This is a genomic window from Clostridium ljungdahlii, from assembly GCF_001636845.1.
Classification (GTDB): domain Bacteria; phylum Bacillota; class Clostridia; order Clostridiales; family Clostridiaceae; genus Clostridium_B; species Clostridium_B ljungdahlii_A.
Window position 1 is genome coordinate 320,481 of the sequence record NZ_LITT01000011.1, and the last position, 16,351, is coordinate 336,831.

A 16,351-nucleotide genomic window follows, 5' to 3' on the forward strand; every position below is an offset into this window, starting at 1 on the left:
ATGTAAAACTATTCTCCTGTTAATTTCACATATGTTGGTACATGTCCTGTATATGAAAGAAACTTATCTATAATATATTTGGTCTCAATCTTAAGACTTGAAGTATTAATACAAGGATGACATCCCACATATTCCTCTCTTATTACATCCTCATCTATCAAAAGTTTTACGTTATGTTCTGCATCATTCATAAGTCCCATAACACTCACAGAACCTGGTGTAATATCAAGATATTTCTCCATATACTCCGCTGGTGCAAATGACAGACGGGAAGATTGAATCTGCGAGGACAATTCTTTTGTCTTGAACTTTTTATTCCCAGGCATCATAAGCAAATAAAAGTCAGTTTTTTGGCTGTTACATAAAAATAAATTTTTGCAAATGGTAATACCCAAAAGCTTCTCTACATCATGACAGTCCTCAATGCCTGCTGTTACATCGTGGTCTATTCGACTATAAGGAATATCCAGCTTCTCCAGTAAATCATAAACCGCCATCTCCTTGGATAATCGAGAATCTGCTGGTTTTGTAGTATAAATAGTTGGATCGATATATATATTTGACATTAATTAAGACCTCACTTTGTCCATTAGTTTAAATTATTATAACACAAATTAACCTCTAGCTTCTGATATAAATGCCCTCATTGCAGCTGTTACCCATTTATTCTTGTGATATAGTATTTGTGTCATCATATTGAATTTACATCCATCCAAATCAAACCCAATAAGCTCACCACTTTTGATTTCTTTTTCTACTGTCATAACAGGAAGCAAGGTTATTCCAAGATTGCTCATCGTAAAGCTCTTAATTGCCTCAATGCTTCCAACTTCTAAGGCTATATTGAGTTTCAAACCTGATTTTTGAAACATTTTCTCAAAAATATTTCTATAGCTGCACCCTTTTTCCGTTACAATTAAAGGCTCATCTTTAATATCTTCCATTGTAACTTGTCTTTTGCTAGAAAGCCTATTTACTGGAGAGGTTAAAAATATCATTGGTTCATTATAAGACACACAGGATATCAAATCTGGGTCAACAATTGGTTTATCCAATATAAATGCCAAATCAACTATATTGTTTTTAAGCATACTTCGTAAATCTGAACAAACACCTACTTTAATTATAACTTCCACTTCAGGATATTTCATATGATAATTTTTAAGCAATTCTGGGAGTCTCATAGTACATAGGGATTCAACAATTCCTATTTTTAGAATTCCACAGGGAACATCTATATCACTTACTGCCTCTTTAGCTTCATCTGTAAGGCCTATTATATTTTCTGCATATTTAAGAAACACCTTACCCTTTGAAGTAAGATGCATTTTTCTCCCAATTTTTTCAAAAAGTTTTACGCCAAGCTCTTCTTCTAAAAGTTGAATTTGTGTCGTAATAGTAGACTGGGCATATCCCAATTCCTCTGCTGCCTTAGTATAACTTTTCAAATGAGCAATTTCAGAAAATGTTCTTAGATTTCTAAATTCCATATCATACCTCCACTTACTTCAATAAAATTGAACTGTACTTTCAAATAATTCAATTTTATTAATGGTTAATCTTATGCTACTATAAATTTATTGGAAATTCAATGAACTTTTTAAGGTAAGCTTTTGCAAAAGTATACTGGTTTTAATTGTTCAATTATGATGCATATTTGAATCTATTATTAAAAATAATATTATGCCATTAGGAGAAAACTTATGAGTAAAAATAAAAACATTGGAACAATAACACTTTGCGGTCTTATAGTAGGACCGGTACTAGGATCAGGAATAGTTCTATTGCCACCTCTTGCCTACAAACTGATTGGAAAATGGGCAATACCAGCCTGGATTATAATAATGCTGCTTGGCATTATATTTGCCTATGTTTTTGTATTTCTAAGCTTGAAAAGTCCTGGAAATGAAGGTGCTGCAATTGCAGTTGGAAATGCTTTTGGAAATTTTTTTCGAGAACTGACTTCAAACTTTCTTACAGCTGCAGTTTGTTTTGGCCCCACAGCAGTTTTGATTACAGCTGCAGGCTTTTTGAAAAACTTTAACATACTTTCAAATATTAAAGTTGAAATGATTGCATTTGGAATGGAAATTATATGTGCTTTAATCCTTATATGTGGTGTAAAAACTCTGGCAAAATTCACTTTAATTTTAACAGGACTCACAGCCACATTATTGTTTTCTGGGAGCATATATACCTTGATTTTTGCTTCAAATGCACATACACCTGAAACATCATTTTCTTTTTCTAAGTTTGGATATACCCTTTTACTTTTATTTTGGGCAATCATAGGATGGGAAATCATAGGAAACTATATAGAAGACATAAAAAATCCAAAAATTACACTTATAAAAGCGATGACAATCAGTCTTATAGTTATTATCAGCTTATATATTACTGTTGCACTTTCCATACAAAATGTATCTTCAAACAGTCACGATATACTGGCAATTATGACCCCACTATTTGGTTCATTTTCTTTGCCTATAATTACTATTGCTGCATCAGGACTGTGTATGTGTACCTATCTTATGATAGTTGGAGGGGTTTCAAGAATGAGTGCAAAGCGTGCTGCAAACAATAAGTTGCCCATTTATCTCTCATATGTAAACAAAAATGGAAGTCCCATCAATGCTATAATAACACTTGTATGTATACATCTTGTAGTTTTATCTCTGACTGCTGCAAATTTTTTAAGTCTGGACAAGATTGTAACCTGTGCTAACGTATTTTTTATATCCAATGCAATAGTTGGTTTAGCCGCAGGATTTAAATTACTCCACAACATTAAACTCAAAATTGCAATTTCAATACTCATTGTATCATTTACACTGTTGTTATTTAAAGCAGCTTTATGGAGTCTTTCACTTCTAATTATAGTCGTGCTTTTATCTATATATAACAACAAAAGACTTAGCAAGCAGAAAGTCCCTAGTTACTGCGGTTAAAATGTAGTTAACTCAACTTTCGCACATTTAAATATTTTGTATATAAGTCTAAGATCTTTTGAATTGTTTGAGGTACGAGTTTTCAAAAGATCTTAGACTTTTTCAATTTTTTACTTAGACTTATTAAAAGTTTTTAACGTGGTGAGATTTGTCAGCATATTCCTCTTTACTTAATCAAACAGCAAACATCATTTGCAAATTCCACAGGATCATCTACAGGCAGTCCTTCAATCATAAGTGCCTGATTATATAATACATTTGAAAGCATTTTAAGTTTATCTTTGTCATTTTCAAATGCATCTTTTATTGATTTAAACATTTGGTGATTTGTATTTATCTCTAAAATTTTATCTGCTTTTACATTTTGATTGTTTGGCATTGTATTAAGTACTTTTTCCATATCAATTGACAATTCACCACCATTTGCAAGACAAACAGGATGGGTCTTTAATCTGTTTGATGCCCTAACTTCTTTAACTTTTCCATTTAATGTTTCTTTCATGAAATCAAACAGTTCTTTATTTTCCTTTGTTTCCTTTTCGCTTTCCTTGTCATCAGATTCAAATCCTAAATCTTTGCTTGAAACAGATTTAAATTCCTTTTCCTTGTATTTCATAAGCATCTTAATTGCAAATTCGTCAACCTCATCTGTAAAGTACAACATTTCATATCCTTTATCCTTAACAACTTCAGTTTGTGGTAATTTTTCAATTTTATCTATGTTTTCACCAGTTGCATAATATATAAACTTCTGATCTTCCTTCATACGGGAAACATATTCGTCAAGGCTTACAAGCTTTTTCTCTGTAGAAGAATAGAACATAAGTAAGTCTTGAAGTACCTCTTTATTGCCTCCAAAATCAGCATAAACACCATATTTAAGCTGTCTCCCAAAGTTTTTATAAAACTCATCATACTTTTCTCTATCATTTTTCTGCATTAATAAAAGTTCACTTTTAATTTTTTCCTTTATCTTTTTTGCAATAAATTTAAGCTGTCTATCATGCTGCAAAAGTTCTCTTGAAATATTAAGTGAAAGATCTGCTGAATCAACCAGTCCCTGTACAAAGCTAAAGTAATCTGGTAAAAGGTCTCCACATTTCTCCATTATGAGAACGCCATTTGAATAGAGTTCCAATCCCTTTTCAAATTCCTTAGTATAGAAATCAAACGGTGCTCTAGCTGGAATAAAAAGTAAGGTATTATAACTTACAACACCTTCAACACTCGAATGAATTACCTTAAGAGGTTTTTCATATCCAAAATGTTTATCCATATAAAATTGATTATAATCTTCGGGCTTCAATTCATTTTTATTTTTTCTCCAAATTGGAACCATACTATTTAAAGTTTCATCTTCAAAATACTCTTCATGTTCATCCTTACTGCCTTCTTTTAGTTTGCTTTTTTTTACCATCATTTTAATTGGATACTTTATAAAATCAGAGTATTTTTTAACCAATGACCTTATTTTATATTCATCTAAAAATTCATCGTACTTTTCATCATCAGTACTTTCTTTAATTTTCAATGTAATTTCAGTTCCAACTTCATTTTTTTCACAAGGCTCAATGGTATATCCTTCTACGCCCTTTGATTCCCACTTATATGCTTCATCTGAATTCAAGGCACGGCTTTTTACAGTAACTAAATCTGACACCATAAAAGCAGAGTAAAAGCCAACTCCAAACTGACCTATGATATCTACTCCTTCTTTTGCTTCATTTTCATTTTTAAATGTAAAGGAACCACTTTTTGCAATAGTACCTAGATTATTTTCAAGTTCATCTTTTGTCATACCTATACCAGTATCGGTAATAGTAAGGGTTCTGTTTTCTTTATCTGCTGCAATTCTAATATAAAAGTCTTCTTTATTAAAGCTAACATTTTCATCAACTAGTGAACGATAATAACTTTTATCAATTGCATCACTGGCATTTGATATAAGTTCCCTCAAAAATATTTCCTTATTTGTGTAAATAGAATTAATCATTAAATTAAGTAATCTTTTGGATTCAGCCTTAAATTGTTTTGTAGTCATTTTATCATTTCCTTTCATCTCAATAAAAACATTTTGTTATATTTAATAGAATCAATTTAAGAAAGCCTCGCTTATAAACATAAGTTAGCGCGGCTATTTAACAGTAATCAAGCCGTCCTTACTACTTCCTTCTGTTTCGAATAAATAAGTATTAATCGGAACATAAAAACGCCTCTAAATTATTTTTATTAGCACTCATAATAACTGAGTGCTAATTTTATTTTAGCAATTATTTCATCTTTGTCAATATGTTTTTTATAAAGTTTTCCGAAAAAACAATCTTTTAAATTAATTATATATATCAGAAAACTCCAAATTGATTTTCTCAGTGCAATTCTTTTCAATACCATATTCACTCTTACTAGAAGTTTTACCATCTACTAATTTACATGGAATATGAATGATAAATTCGCTGCCGTGACCTTCTCTACTTTTTACTGATATAGTTCCATCATGTAATTCTACTAAAGCTTTTACTAGTGAAAGCCCTATTCCACTTCCTTCATTCTCTCTTGTAAGAGATTTATCAACTTGTACAAAGCGTTCAAATATAGAATTTAACTTTTCTTTAGGAATACCCTTGCCTGTATCTTTTACCTTTATAACAATACTTTTCTTGCCATCTTCTATACTAACCATAATCTTACCGCCGCGTGGAGTAAATTTTATAGCATTTGATAACAAATTCAACATAATTCTCTCTATTTCTTCCGGATCACAGGCTATAACTTTTTCTTCTACATCCGTATCAAATACTATAGATAATCCTTTTCTTTTTATATAGTCAGCTACAGAAAGAGTTGTATCTTCTACAAGGCTTACTATATTATAATTAACTTCATCTATACTAAAGTATCCCGAATCTATCTTCGTTATGTCAATTAAATTGTTTACCAGCCTTAAAAGGCGGTAGCAATTTTGTTCCATTATTTTTATATATTTGTATCTATCTGAACATGGATTCTCGCAGGTACATTCCTCTAACTTAAGTTTATACACCTGTATGGCTGAAAAAATAAGATTAATAGGTGTTCTGAGTTCATGAGAAATGTTGGCAAAAAAGTCTGTTTTCATTCTGTCACACTTTTTCATCTCACTTAGCCTAATTCTTTCTTTTTCTATATTTTTTTGTAATTGTTCCATACATCTTTTTTCAGTTACATCTACAGCTACTGCTATTAACATGTTTCGTTTATCAGTCAATTTTCCAATACATGCTAAGTAAAAATCCCATATCCGTATACTACCATGTTTTGTCTTTACAGGATATTCGCCGCTGTTTTGTTTTTCGCTAAAGTTTGATAGCTTATACATATCTTCTTTAAATACATCCGATATTTCTGCTAATTTAGATGTTGTAGGAATATCGTCAATGGTATATCCTGTAATGTCACTCCATGTTCTATTGATCTTTAATACTTCACCATCTTGTGTATATATCATTACAGGAACTGGGGCTTCTTCTACGGAATATCGAAATTTTCTCTCACTTTCTCTTAGAGCCTCTTCAGTTTTTGTGCGTTCAGTAATTTCTTCCTCTAGTGTAATATTAAATTCTTTAAGTTCTTCAGTTATCTCCTCTAACTGACGTTTTCTTTCATACACTTGTTTTTTCAAATCATCATTGTTTACTTTCATTTCAAGCTGTATCGCCCTAATCTTTAGCTGATTATCAACCCGTGTAGCAACCTCTTTATAATTAAATGGTACAGTTATATAATCAGAAGCTCCAGCAGCAAATACCTTGTCTTTATCAATAGACTCATTTTCATCAATGATAAAAATAACAGGAATTTTCTGAAGTTTATAACTAGCCTTTAACCTTTCACAAATTTCATATCCATATGTATTTTCCATATTAGCTTTAAGTAAAATTATATCCGGTATATTTTCTCTTATAGATTTAAGTCCTAATTTATAACTAGAAGCATTCCTAACACAGTATTCTTTCTGTTCGAACATTGCCGTAAGTATTCTAAGGTTGTAATAGGAATCATCAATAATAAGTACATTAGAATTATTTAAAAGAATTTGCATATTATCCATATCCATGATTTGCTGCTCCATTTCACAATATTTTATCCGATGACTACCTGCTCTAATACTCCCACTTCTCCAAGTGGAAGTAAAGAGCAGCTACGTCCCTGGATAACGATTTCTAAGCATCATGTGGAGTTAAAACTCCATCTGATGCCAAGAACTCTGTTTATAAAATTTAATCTGTATATTCTTCTAATTATATAAATAGTAATTCTTTTATATATTTGTTTTTGACTTAAAAACTACCATAGTAGCTGTTTGATTCATGTGCCCTATAAATTCTTCACCATAACAAGAAAATCCAATTGTAGGAATATCTTTAAATATATCTCTATATTGTTCTTCAAGACCTTTTTTCTTTAGTTCACGGGTTCTCTGAACACAGTTAAAATTTATAATTCCATCAATTTTCCCAAATTCATTAATTTTACTTTCAATAGCCCTCTTTGTGTCTTCAATAATATTTGTAGACTGAAGTAGTCTAACTTCAGTCCCTTCCAGTATATTACAATAAAACAACATACTTGTACCTTTTACTTGCTGAGGACTTCTAACAAACACATCATTTTTTCCTATTACTAAGCCAACAGGATTTATCGTAAAATAATTTTGTGCATCTTCAATTGAATGTGCCCCTACAGCATTTGAATAAGCCACAATAGCTGGTTTATTGTTAAATTCAATGACTTCCCTGTTGCTTTCATCCACTTTATTTGCAGTTAAAACCGTATCTAAACACTTAAAGCTTTCTGTTTTAATAATACTAAACTCAGCATTGTCACTTATTTTAAGCATTATAATAACTGCTGAATCCGTATATGCCTTTCCATTTGCTAGTACATAGGTTTTTTTAAAATTATAATCATCTCCAGCAGATCCACCAATAAAAAAAACATTGGTTCTATTGCCTATCAAATCCATAATATTTTCTTCTTTCTTACTCACACCATCTATTAAAACTATACCAACAAACTTTTTCGTATTCATTGTATATGCACTTTCATTAAAATACTCTTCTAAAGATGTAAAAGCCCTCTCCACATCTAAGCCTTGTTTCATCTTTTCAATTACTTCAACTTTGGCATCGGAAACAATATTTGAATTAAAAGCCATTGCCACTACAGAATTCTTTAATAACTTTCCACTAACTATTTCACCTGAAGTAGAACATCCTACTACTAGACAATCTTTAAATGCTTCCTTCATTAAATTACTTAACTTATATTGGTCAAATTTAGAAGAAGCAAAAAATATTATAAGTTTAGCATTACAAGGAGCTAGTTTATTTTTAATATCTTCTACCACTTCTTTTTCTAAGGATTTAGTTGAAAAAACTGATCTTATATTTATCCCCTTATATACTGAGTTTTTTACATCCATTTGTTCAACAATTTTAATAAGTTTTTCTATGATAATTGGATCATCATAGGAATTGCTATCAAATTTATTTGGATTGATTCCCTTTAAAATAAATTTGGTTTTAGTCATTTCTGCAATAGCAGGATTTCCTTTAGAACGATGTTTAATCACATTATCAATAATTTCTTTTATCTTACCAGCCAAGAACAATTCCCCCTTTTATGCTTAGTCAATTCTTCGCTAATATCAGATTTTTATGTGGAAATACAAAACTATTATATACTAATTAAGTATAATTTTGTATAGTATATTAAGACTTAAACATATTTTTTAAATTCAATCTCGAATGGAAATCATGTCTTGCATTGTGAACTATTATACTTAAAACAACTAATGCTGAAATAAGTAGAAATATAGGTATGAATATGAGGATTGCATTAGTTGAATATTTTATTGAAATCACCCCTCCTAATAAAGGTGCTACTGCAAATCCAGCATTACCTATAGTTCCCTGGATACCAAACAATAAACCTCTTTTGTCCACAGGAGTATCTTCTGTAGTAATGGACATTATCATAGGTTCCACTCCACCTGTAATAAAGAAAACAATACCTAAAATAAACGTAAATAACCATAATTTATTTATATAAACAAGTGGTATTGCAAATACCATACCTAACGTTAGGTATATCATTAATAATTTCATTTTGTCATACTTGTCACCTAGTTTACTTAAAATCAATCCAGACATAGCTGTCATTAAAGCCAAAATCCCATTTATTATACCTGTAATGCCTGATGCTCCTTTTGTTGTAGCTGTAACTTCTTGTACATATATTGGAATATATGGGTTAAACACAGTACGTCCTATTCTTATAAATAAAATAACTAATAACATTGAGACAGCTGTAGCAGTAAAAATAGAAAGTATAGATGTCTTTTCTTTTTTTTCAGTGGAATTAATGTTTTCCTTTACTACATGCTGTTCTTCTTTTACAACAAATAAAACTAATAGAAAATCAAAAAACATAAGAACACCACCTATTATAAAACTTACACGATATCCAACAAACTCTGCCACTATACCTCCAATTACTGGTCCAATGGATTGTCCAATAAATGTTGATGAAGATAAAAAACCTAATGCATAAGAAATTCTATTTTTAGGTGTATTAGCCGCTACTAAAATTTGAGCTGCAGTAACAGTTCCCGTAAACACACCTTGTAAAAGTCTTAAGATTATAAGTTGATTTACATTGGCAACCATACCTGTGGCCGCAATTATAAATGATGCAAAAAGCATAGCCCTTATGAGCATAAGCTTTCTACCATATTTGTCTGAAATAATCCCCCAAATAGGACACATAATTGCCATGGTGACAGCTGGTGCTGCATTTAAAATACCAGAATAAAATTTAATATCATTTGGAGATGTAATGCCAAGCTGCTGTATATAAAATGGCAAAAAAGGCATACCAAAATTAAAACTCATTATGGACAATATCTGGGAAAACCAAACAGTATAAAGATTTACTTTCCAATTTTTCATTATTATTTATTTCCTGACTTCTAAAAATACAACAAATAGTATAATGTATTAATCTAAAAATTATAATGCTTCTTCTATTCGTCAAATATTATCAGGTTTTCACACTTCCTTTCTTTTATAATCATAATTTTTTAAGCATATATTGCTTATTATAGCATCAATTATATAGATTTGAAAGTTATGGAATTTAAATTAATTATTTTTGGATTTGTAATATATTTATATGTAAATTATCGTAATAAATATCCCTCAGAAATGCTCTATTTCTGAGGGATATTTAAATTCATAGATTTAGATCAAATTATAAATATTTTAAAAATTAGTCTATCCTTTTTAATTGTTGAAGCCATATAGTTGATGTCTTCGATAATTTCATGTAGTTCATTTTTGTACTTTAATGGAACACAATTAGATAATAAATTACCTTCTGTAATATTTCTAGCTAAAAAGCTCTGGTTGATACGGATACTTACCATATTTTTTTGCTGCTTCACGTAAAGCATGAATATTTTCAGGAGGAGTATCAATTGGAAATCCACATCCCAAAGCAAGTACATAACCTTTAGGATTATCATAAGCTTTTCTAAGACATTCTTTAGCATCTCTTTCCACATCTTCTGGTTTTCCTAAATACATAGTTTCTGTAGGTTTTACATTACCAATTAGCACTACCCTGTCTCCTACCGTTTTCTTTGCTTCTTCCAAATCTATTACATCATCAAGACTCAATGATTCTGCACCTGTATCTGCCATTAACGTCCAAATTTTTTTTGTATTTCCGCAAATGTGAAGATAGGCTGAACCTTTACCTAAAGATTTAATAGTATCAACTATTTCTTTTAAGTATGGGAGAGCAAATTCTTTAAACATATTATAGCTTATTAAGGTACCAGAAGCAGATGGTTCTGCTATACCCATACTTACATCAAGTTTTGCAGCTTCTTTTATAAATGCAATTGTAGTATCAGTTGCAAGACGAAGAATCCTATGGGCAAATTCGGGATTTTTTCTTGTATCACGTAAAAATTTTTCTATCCTCATAAGATTTCCAGCAGTTGTAAATGGTCCAGGCACTTCTACTGAAACTGGTATTTCCTTTCCTAATTTGTCTACAAGTTTTTCTGCAGATTCTAGGACAAAAGAAAATCTCCCACCCTTTACTGGATCAGGTACACTTAATTTTTCTAAATCTGAAACATTATTTATCGCATATTGTGAAACATAAGGAGCTCCATGATCAGGAAAAAACAATTTGCTTCCTAATGCTTCAGCAATTCCAGCAAGTCCCGGTCCAATTCCTGTTGATTCTATACCATATTTTTCATTTGCTGCTAATTGTCCTTCAAGAACCTTTTCCGAAAAAAAGTTGAGATCAGATACTTTTACGCCTATTATATTTGCAGCATGATCTCCTATAAAAATATTACATGGCACCCTATCAAAAGGCCTGCCGCTTATCATAGCCTCAACTCTCTCTTTTGGAGTCATTTCATCTTTTAATAAAAATTCACTCATATTTTCACTTTCTCCTTACTTTTTAGAAAGACAAGCATTTAACAAAAACTTTATCAAAATCTTCACCATTTGATAATTCAACTACTTCGATTTTTTTAACAAGCTTTTCCATTTCTGATCTATACTTTTTATTTAACAAGAAAGCATGTCCTCCAGATTTAGATGTATTACCAACGAAATCTATCTTACCTTCAAACTCTTTTGGTACTAATCCTATATTTATAAGGCTTTTTGCCCTCAAATGATAACCAAATGAGCCGGCTATTTGTATTTTATCAACTTTATCTGCTTCTACTCCTTTACTCTTCATAAGGAATTCTATTCCAGATCTCACTGCACCTTTTGCCAATTGAACCTGCCTTATATCTTTTTGAGTGAGAAATACACCTTCTGCTACTTTAAAGGCATTTTTACCATCTAATTTTACCAATCTTTCCCTCAGTACTTCAGGTAAATCGGAATTTTCCAATGATACAAATCTGCCGCTTTTACCAATAACTTTATTAGAAACAAGTCCTCCAACAATATCCAAAAGACCACTGCCGCAAATTCCAACAGGCTTTCCATCTTCAATAGTCTTAATTTGTATAGATCCGTCTTCTTCTATATTAAAATATTCTACGGCACCTCTTTCAGCTCTCATGCCATAAGTAATATTCATACCTTCAAAAGCTGGACCTGCCGCAGTAGATGTTGCTGACAACTTGCCATCTTTCCCTATTACCATTTCACCATTTGTTCCTATATCAACAAACAATGTAGTACCCTTTTTATCTTGAAGCCTTGTAGCCAATATACCAGATGTTATATCCGGCCCTACATACGCTGAAATAATAGGTGGTATATATATTAAACCATTATCCGAAATATTTAATTTATGATTTTTAACACTTAAATAGTTTCCTCCCCTCAACTTTGGAGTATAGGGGTATTTACCTAAAGAATATGGATTTACATTAGCTGCAAGATGAATCATACATGTATTGCCACTGAAAATTGCTTCATAAATATACTTTTTATCTATTCCAGTTTCTTTTGTGATCTTTTCAGTCATACTATTCAATTCTTTACTTATTCCAGAATACATTATATCTAACCCTTTTTCATCTGATGCAAATTTTATTCTGGACAAGACATCTTGTGCATGTAGACTTTGTGGATTTAATGCAGAAACTGAATGAAGTTCTTCACCTGTATTAATGTTAACTAATGATACCACTAAAGTTGTAGTCCCAATATCCACCACCAATCCATAATTTAATGCTGCAGTATCTCCTTCTTCTTCTCCTATTATTCGTTCTCCAGCATATACATAAGTCTTTCCATCATCTTTATACTCTTTTTTAATAAAACTATCCAGTTCTATATCAAAGCTTTGACCATGGTTTAATATCTGCAGAGTCTTATTTGAATTATTTGATATTACTTCTATATCTACATCTGCCATTACTTTTGACTGACAGGATAATACAAAACCCTGGGCTTTCTCCTCATCTGATAAATGATGCTCCCCATCTTGAATTATGTCTTCTAAGTTATTACTAACAACTTTTACCTTACACTTACCGCATACACCTGTTGCATTACAAGGAGACTCTATAATAACTCCTATCTTCCTTGCTGCTTCTAAAATTGTAGTACCTTTTTCCACATTAACTGACTTATTATTTGTAACAAAATTTACTTTTACCATAAATTATGACTCCTTTACCACTTTTGTCATTGATGCTATATTCTTTAGTGGAGTTGATGTACTTAGCCCACAAGCTGGTGATATGATGTTAATACCATCTCTTACTAGTCTATCTGTTTGATTTGCAATTTTTTCTTCATCCCCAAACTCTAAAAGAAATGTGCTTAAATTTCCCATTGTAGTAAGATCAGGATATTCTTCTTTTAACATCTTTAAGTTAACAAGTGAATCCGTACTTATAGCATCAGATTTAATTTGGGGCATATATTTTTTTACAGCATTCATTTTTCCACATATATGCACAATAACAGGTGTATTCATAGCATGTATTGCATCAACTACTTTATTTAAATATCTCACTGCGTATTCCTTAAACATTTTCGGTCCCAATATTTCTCCAGTTGCAGTAGGATCTGCAATAGAAATTACATTAGCTCCATTTTCTATCATCAATTTTGCAAGTTCTATAATATGGCTGCTGGCATAATCAACTACTTTATGGGCATCATCTGCCTTTTTTCTTAATTCTTTCAAAAATGAAATTAGATCTACAATTGATGCGGATGTACTTATGGGCCCTGTAAGACTTCCTATCACAGGTACATCCGGGTACTTCTTTGACAATGAATGAGTAGCTTCAATTATTGAATTAACTCTGTGGTTCTTTTCCATTGCACCTAATTCTTTAAATTTTACATCTGATACAGAATCAAATGCTTCTTTTTGTATTTTGGGCTCACAGGAAAGATTTCCATAATTTATTTCACTTCCAAGCACTTCCGCTTCAACTGTCATGCAAAAAGGTATTCCAAAATTTTCAAATCCAGTATTTTCATGTACATCGATTGCAATTTCAGCCATTATTTTACCATCCTGATGACCCTCTGGAAGTTTATGACCGGTTTTGTTCATTACTTCTACAATAGCTGAGTTCATCATTCCACCCGGACAAATTACAGGTGCTCTATCTGTACTTTCCTTTTTAAATGTACGAAGTATACGTTCCTTCGGACTTAAATCATTCATAATAAATATATCTCCTCCCCTTTTATGCACCGGCAATCATTTTGCGTTAATTCCAAAGTCTTCTTCAGTAAGAATTTCCTGTTTATCTATATTTATAAAATTTTTATCATCCCAGGGTCCTCTTATAATCCTTTCAATAAAATGAGTTTTTTCTTCCACTATTTCATAACTGGCATTAATTAACTTTGCTATTTGCTTCGATTGCAGCATTACTTCATCTTGTAAAAGAGAACCTGTCCCTATGAATAAAACTTTTTTATAATCACCATACATTCTATTTAATATACTTAATGCCTTCTTTTCACCATACTTTTCAAGAACACGCTGATGATCAGAAAGTATTGATTTTTCTGTAATCATCCATCCTCGACTTAAGTAAAGCGTCCCCATTTCTTTCTTAAAATCGCATACACAACCTTTATCCGAACTAAGAAATATGGAAATACAATCATGAACTCTCGGTATTGTAAGTGCACAATTAGTTGCCTTTAATCCTCTTGCAGCTCCCCCACATAAACCAAAGGCTAAAATAACTCTGTCATACCCCAAAGATTTATCAATAATTTCTTGTAACTCTTTAGCAAGCTTTTTAGGATGAAGATGATATCCCATAGTTACAAACCCAAATTCCTCATTAGGCAATGGCTCTATTGACAATATCTCTTCTTTCATAACCTCACAAGCTATTATTTTTATCTTCATTTTGTATCTCCATTTTCAAAAAAGATTTGTTAAATTTTTTTTATTTAAATTAACCCCTATTACACATATACGCCCAGCATAATCAGATCTTGTATCTCTTATTTCAAATTCTTTTGCTGCAAAGTCAAATTCAATCCAATGATCCTTATCTGTCTGTAATATTCCTTTTGCCCTCAGTATTTTTCCATATAAATTCTCATCTTTTAAATTCTCAAATATACTTTTTAAAGTTTCTACAGAAAATATTTTAGGCGTTTCAATTCCAAAGCTTTCAAAAACATCCTGTGTGGAAATTTTTCTTTTAATTTTAAACTTCATTTTGGATGATAGCATTTTAACTACATTTGGCTTTTTAAACAAACTTTTTCTTGTATCCTTCTCTGAAACTTCAATATCTTCTAGCCGCCTCAACCATTGCTGCTGCATTGAGTAAGTTTCCATTAGGAGGGAATTCACAGCCAGTAGAGAGAATAAATCCAGCTTGATTTTTCTTGAACAAATCAATTTGATTTTTGCAATCTTCTAGTACCTCATCAGTAGACATAACTAACCCAATATTAGCGGGATCTGAATATCCAATAGTAACTACTTTCTTTCCCCAGGTTTTTGCATGTTCCTCCCAGTTTTTAGATCCATGTGCAGGATGTGCTACAGATATTGCTATAGGATCTGACCATTTTATTACCTCATCAAAATATACTCCATCACCACAATTGTGTATTGATACTGCTGCACCTGCATCACGAATGGCATCAGCAATGCGCTTAAGATATGGGCCTTCAAATTTCTCCCATGTTTTACTGCTAAGTACCGTTCCAGAAGAATATAAAGGATCTATGCATACTGAATGAGCTCCTGCTTCTACCTGTGCTTTAGCATATTCTACAAGTACATCAGTTATGATATCCACAGCTTCTAAAACTTCTTGAGGATGCCTTATAAGATCCTCAAATAAATTTTTATGTCCCCTCATCTGGGACAACACTCCTAAAGGTCCATATACAAATCCAAGAATTGCTACTTCTTTTCCTTTTGCTTTTGAAAGACCTCTTATAATATCAATAACCTGTTTCATACGTTTTGTCTCTCTTGGATTTACCTTCTTAACTTTGTTATACTCGTCAACAGTTTTAATCAGCTGATTATTAAAATCAGGATAAGCTGTACTATACTTGGGGTAAATTAGTTCTTGTCCAAAATCAGCAGCTTCTACTGAAAGATCTACAAGCAGTAAAAATGCATCAAATCCTATTAGTTCCTGAGCTGCTAGCAAACTTTGAGTTGCAATTTCTGCATTAGTAGACCATTTGTCATATCTTGAACCTATAACTCTATATGAAGCACCGCAAACTAATGGTACAGCAGCAATTCTATCTACTTCCTTACGCTGTAGGGTGCGAAAAATCCTCTCAAGTGAAGTTAATTCCTCTTTTCTTTGTATCAATGACATACTCCTTACCTCCATACTTTTTATTTAA

General features: G+C 31.6%; 13 protein-coding genes. 1 reads left to right on the top strand and 12 read right to left on the bottom strand.

What is annotated here, in order from left to right; genetic code table 11:
- Nucleotides 1-8 precede the first annotated feature (8 nt).
- Together WY13_RS06805 and WY13_RS06810 are read right to left on the bottom strand one after the other, a co-directional pair.
- Nucleotides 9-566: a prolyl-tRNA synthetase associated domain-containing protein gene (locus WY13_RS06805; RefSeq protein ID WP_063554944.1), complete on the bottom strand. Its 558-nt coding sequence runs from the start codon at nt 564-566 to the stop codon at nt 9-11.
- Nucleotides 567-614: 48 nt separating this feature from the next.
- Nucleotides 615-1,490, bottom strand: a complete 876-nt coding sequence (locus WY13_RS06810) for a LysR family transcriptional regulator (protein ID WP_063554945.1) — start codon at nt 1,488-1,490, stop codon at nt 615-617.
- Nucleotides 1,491-1,703: 213 nt separating this feature from the next.
- Between WY13_RS06810 and WY13_RS06815 the strand changes: the two genes are divergently transcribed.
- Entirely contained in the window at nt 1,704-2,948 is a 1,245-nt protein-coding gene (locus tag WY13_RS06815; RefSeq protein ID WP_063554946.1) for an APC family permease, read from the top strand.
- Nucleotides 2,949-3,114: 166 nt separating this feature from the next.
- On the opposite strand, the gene htpG is transcribed toward WY13_RS06815, so the two are convergent.
- The 10 genes from htpG to WY13_RS06865 form a co-directional block, all read right to left on the bottom strand.
- Entirely contained in the window at nt 3,115-4,989 is a 1,875-nt protein-coding gene (gene htpG, locus WY13_RS06820) for a molecular chaperone HtpG (protein ID WP_063554947.1), read from the bottom strand.
- Nucleotides 4,990-5,277: 288 nt separating this feature from the next.
- Nucleotides 5,278-7,035 (bottom strand): ATP-binding protein, encoded by a 1,758-nt coding sequence (locus WY13_RS06825; protein WP_063555082.1) that lies wholly within the window; start codon nt 7,033-7,035, stop codon nt 5,278-5,280.
- Nucleotides 7,036-7,245: 210 nt separating this feature from the next.
- Nucleotides 7,246-8,592 (bottom strand): FIST signal transduction protein, encoded by a 1,347-nt coding sequence (locus WY13_RS06830; protein WP_063554948.1) that lies wholly within the window; start codon nt 8,590-8,592, stop codon nt 7,246-7,248.
- Between the two features lie 106 nt (nt 8,593-8,698).
- Entirely contained in the window at nt 8,699-9,937 is a 1,239-nt protein-coding gene (locus WY13_RS06835) for an MFS transporter (RefSeq protein WP_063554949.1), read from the bottom strand.
- A 438-nt stretch (nt 9,938-10,375) separates the two neighbouring features.
- Entirely contained in the window at nt 10,376-11,452 is a 1,077-nt protein-coding gene (locus WY13_RS06840) for a uroporphyrinogen decarboxylase family protein (RefSeq protein WP_063554950.1), read from the bottom strand.
- Nucleotides 11,453-11,474: 22 nt separating this feature from the next.
- The gene (locus WY13_RS06845) at nt 11,475-13,145 is read right to left on the bottom strand and encodes an ASKHA domain-containing protein (protein ID WP_063554951.1); all 1,671 of its coding nucleotides are present in this window, start codon (nt 13,143-13,145) and stop codon (nt 11,475-11,477) included.
- Between the two features lie 3 nt (nt 13,146-13,148).
- The gene (locus tag WY13_RS06850; protein WP_063554952.1) at nt 13,149-14,171 is read right to left on the bottom strand and encodes an MtaA/CmuA family methyltransferase; all 1,023 of its coding nucleotides are present in this window, start codon (nt 14,169-14,171) and stop codon (nt 13,149-13,151) included.
- A 36-nt stretch (nt 14,172-14,207) separates the two neighbouring features.
- The gene (locus tag WY13_RS06855; RefSeq protein WP_063554953.1) at nt 14,208-14,873 is read right to left on the bottom strand and encodes a DUF1638 domain-containing protein; all 666 of its coding nucleotides are present in this window, start codon (nt 14,871-14,873) and stop codon (nt 14,208-14,210) included.
- 15 nt (nt 14,874-14,888) lie between these two features.
- A complete protein-coding gene (locus WY13_RS06860; protein WP_063554954.1) occupies nt 14,889-15,299 on the bottom strand; it encodes a GTP-binding protein in 411 nt (136 codons plus the stop codon).
- The gene (locus tag WY13_RS06865; protein WP_063554955.1) at nt 15,262-16,323 is read right to left on the bottom strand and encodes a uroporphyrinogen decarboxylase family protein; all 1,062 of its coding nucleotides are present in this window, start codon (nt 16,321-16,323) and stop codon (nt 15,262-15,264) included. Before WY13_RS06865 ends, WY13_RS06860 begins: the two co-directional genes overlap by 38 nt.
- Nucleotides 16,324-16,351 lie beyond the last annotated feature (28 nt).

Excerpts from the sequence above, each read along its gene's own strand:
- WY13_RS06805 (WP_063554944.1), bottom strand. The coding sequence starts at position 566 with ATGTCAAATATATATATCGATCCAACTATTTATACTACAAAACCAGCA.
- WY13_RS06810 (WP_063554945.1), bottom strand. The coding sequence starts at position 1,490 with ATGGAATTTAGAAATCTAAGAACATTTTCTGAAATTGCTCATTTGAAA.
- WY13_RS06815 (WP_063554946.1), top strand. The coding sequence starts at position 1,704 with ATGAGTAAAAATAAAAACATTGGAACAATAACACTTTGCGGTCTTATA.
- htpG (WP_063554947.1), bottom strand. The coding sequence starts at position 4,989 with ATGACTACAAAACAATTTAAGGCTGAATCCAAAAGATTACTTAATTTA.
- WY13_RS06825 (WP_063555082.1), bottom strand. The coding sequence starts at position 7,035 with ATGGATAATATGCAAATTCTTTTAAATAATTCTAATGTACTTATTATT.
- WY13_RS06835 (WP_063554949.1), bottom strand. The coding sequence starts at position 9,937 with ATGAAAAATTGGAAAGTAAATCTTTATACTGTTTGGTTTTCCCAGATA.
- WY13_RS06840 (WP_063554950.1), bottom strand. The coding sequence starts at position 11,452 with ATGAGTGAATTTTTATTAAAAGATGAAATGACTCCAAAAGAGAGAGTT.
- WY13_RS06845 (WP_063554951.1), bottom strand. The coding sequence starts at position 13,145 with ATGGTAAAAGTAAATTTTGTTACAAATAATAAGTCAGTTAATGTGGAA.
- WY13_RS06850 (WP_063554952.1), bottom strand. The coding sequence starts at position 14,171 with ATGAATGATTTAAGTCCGAAGGAACGTATACTTCGTACATTTAAAAAG.
- WY13_RS06855 (WP_063554953.1), bottom strand. The coding sequence starts at position 14,873 with ATGAAGATAAAAATAATAGCTTGTGAGGTTATGAAAGAAGAGATATTG.
- WY13_RS06860 (WP_063554954.1), bottom strand. The coding sequence starts at position 15,299 with ATGCAGCAGCAATGGTTGAGGCGGCTAGAAGATATTGAAGTTTCAGAG.
- WY13_RS06865 (WP_063554955.1), bottom strand. The coding sequence starts at position 16,323 with ATGTCATTGATACAAAGAAAAGAGGAATTAACTTCACTTGAGAGGATT.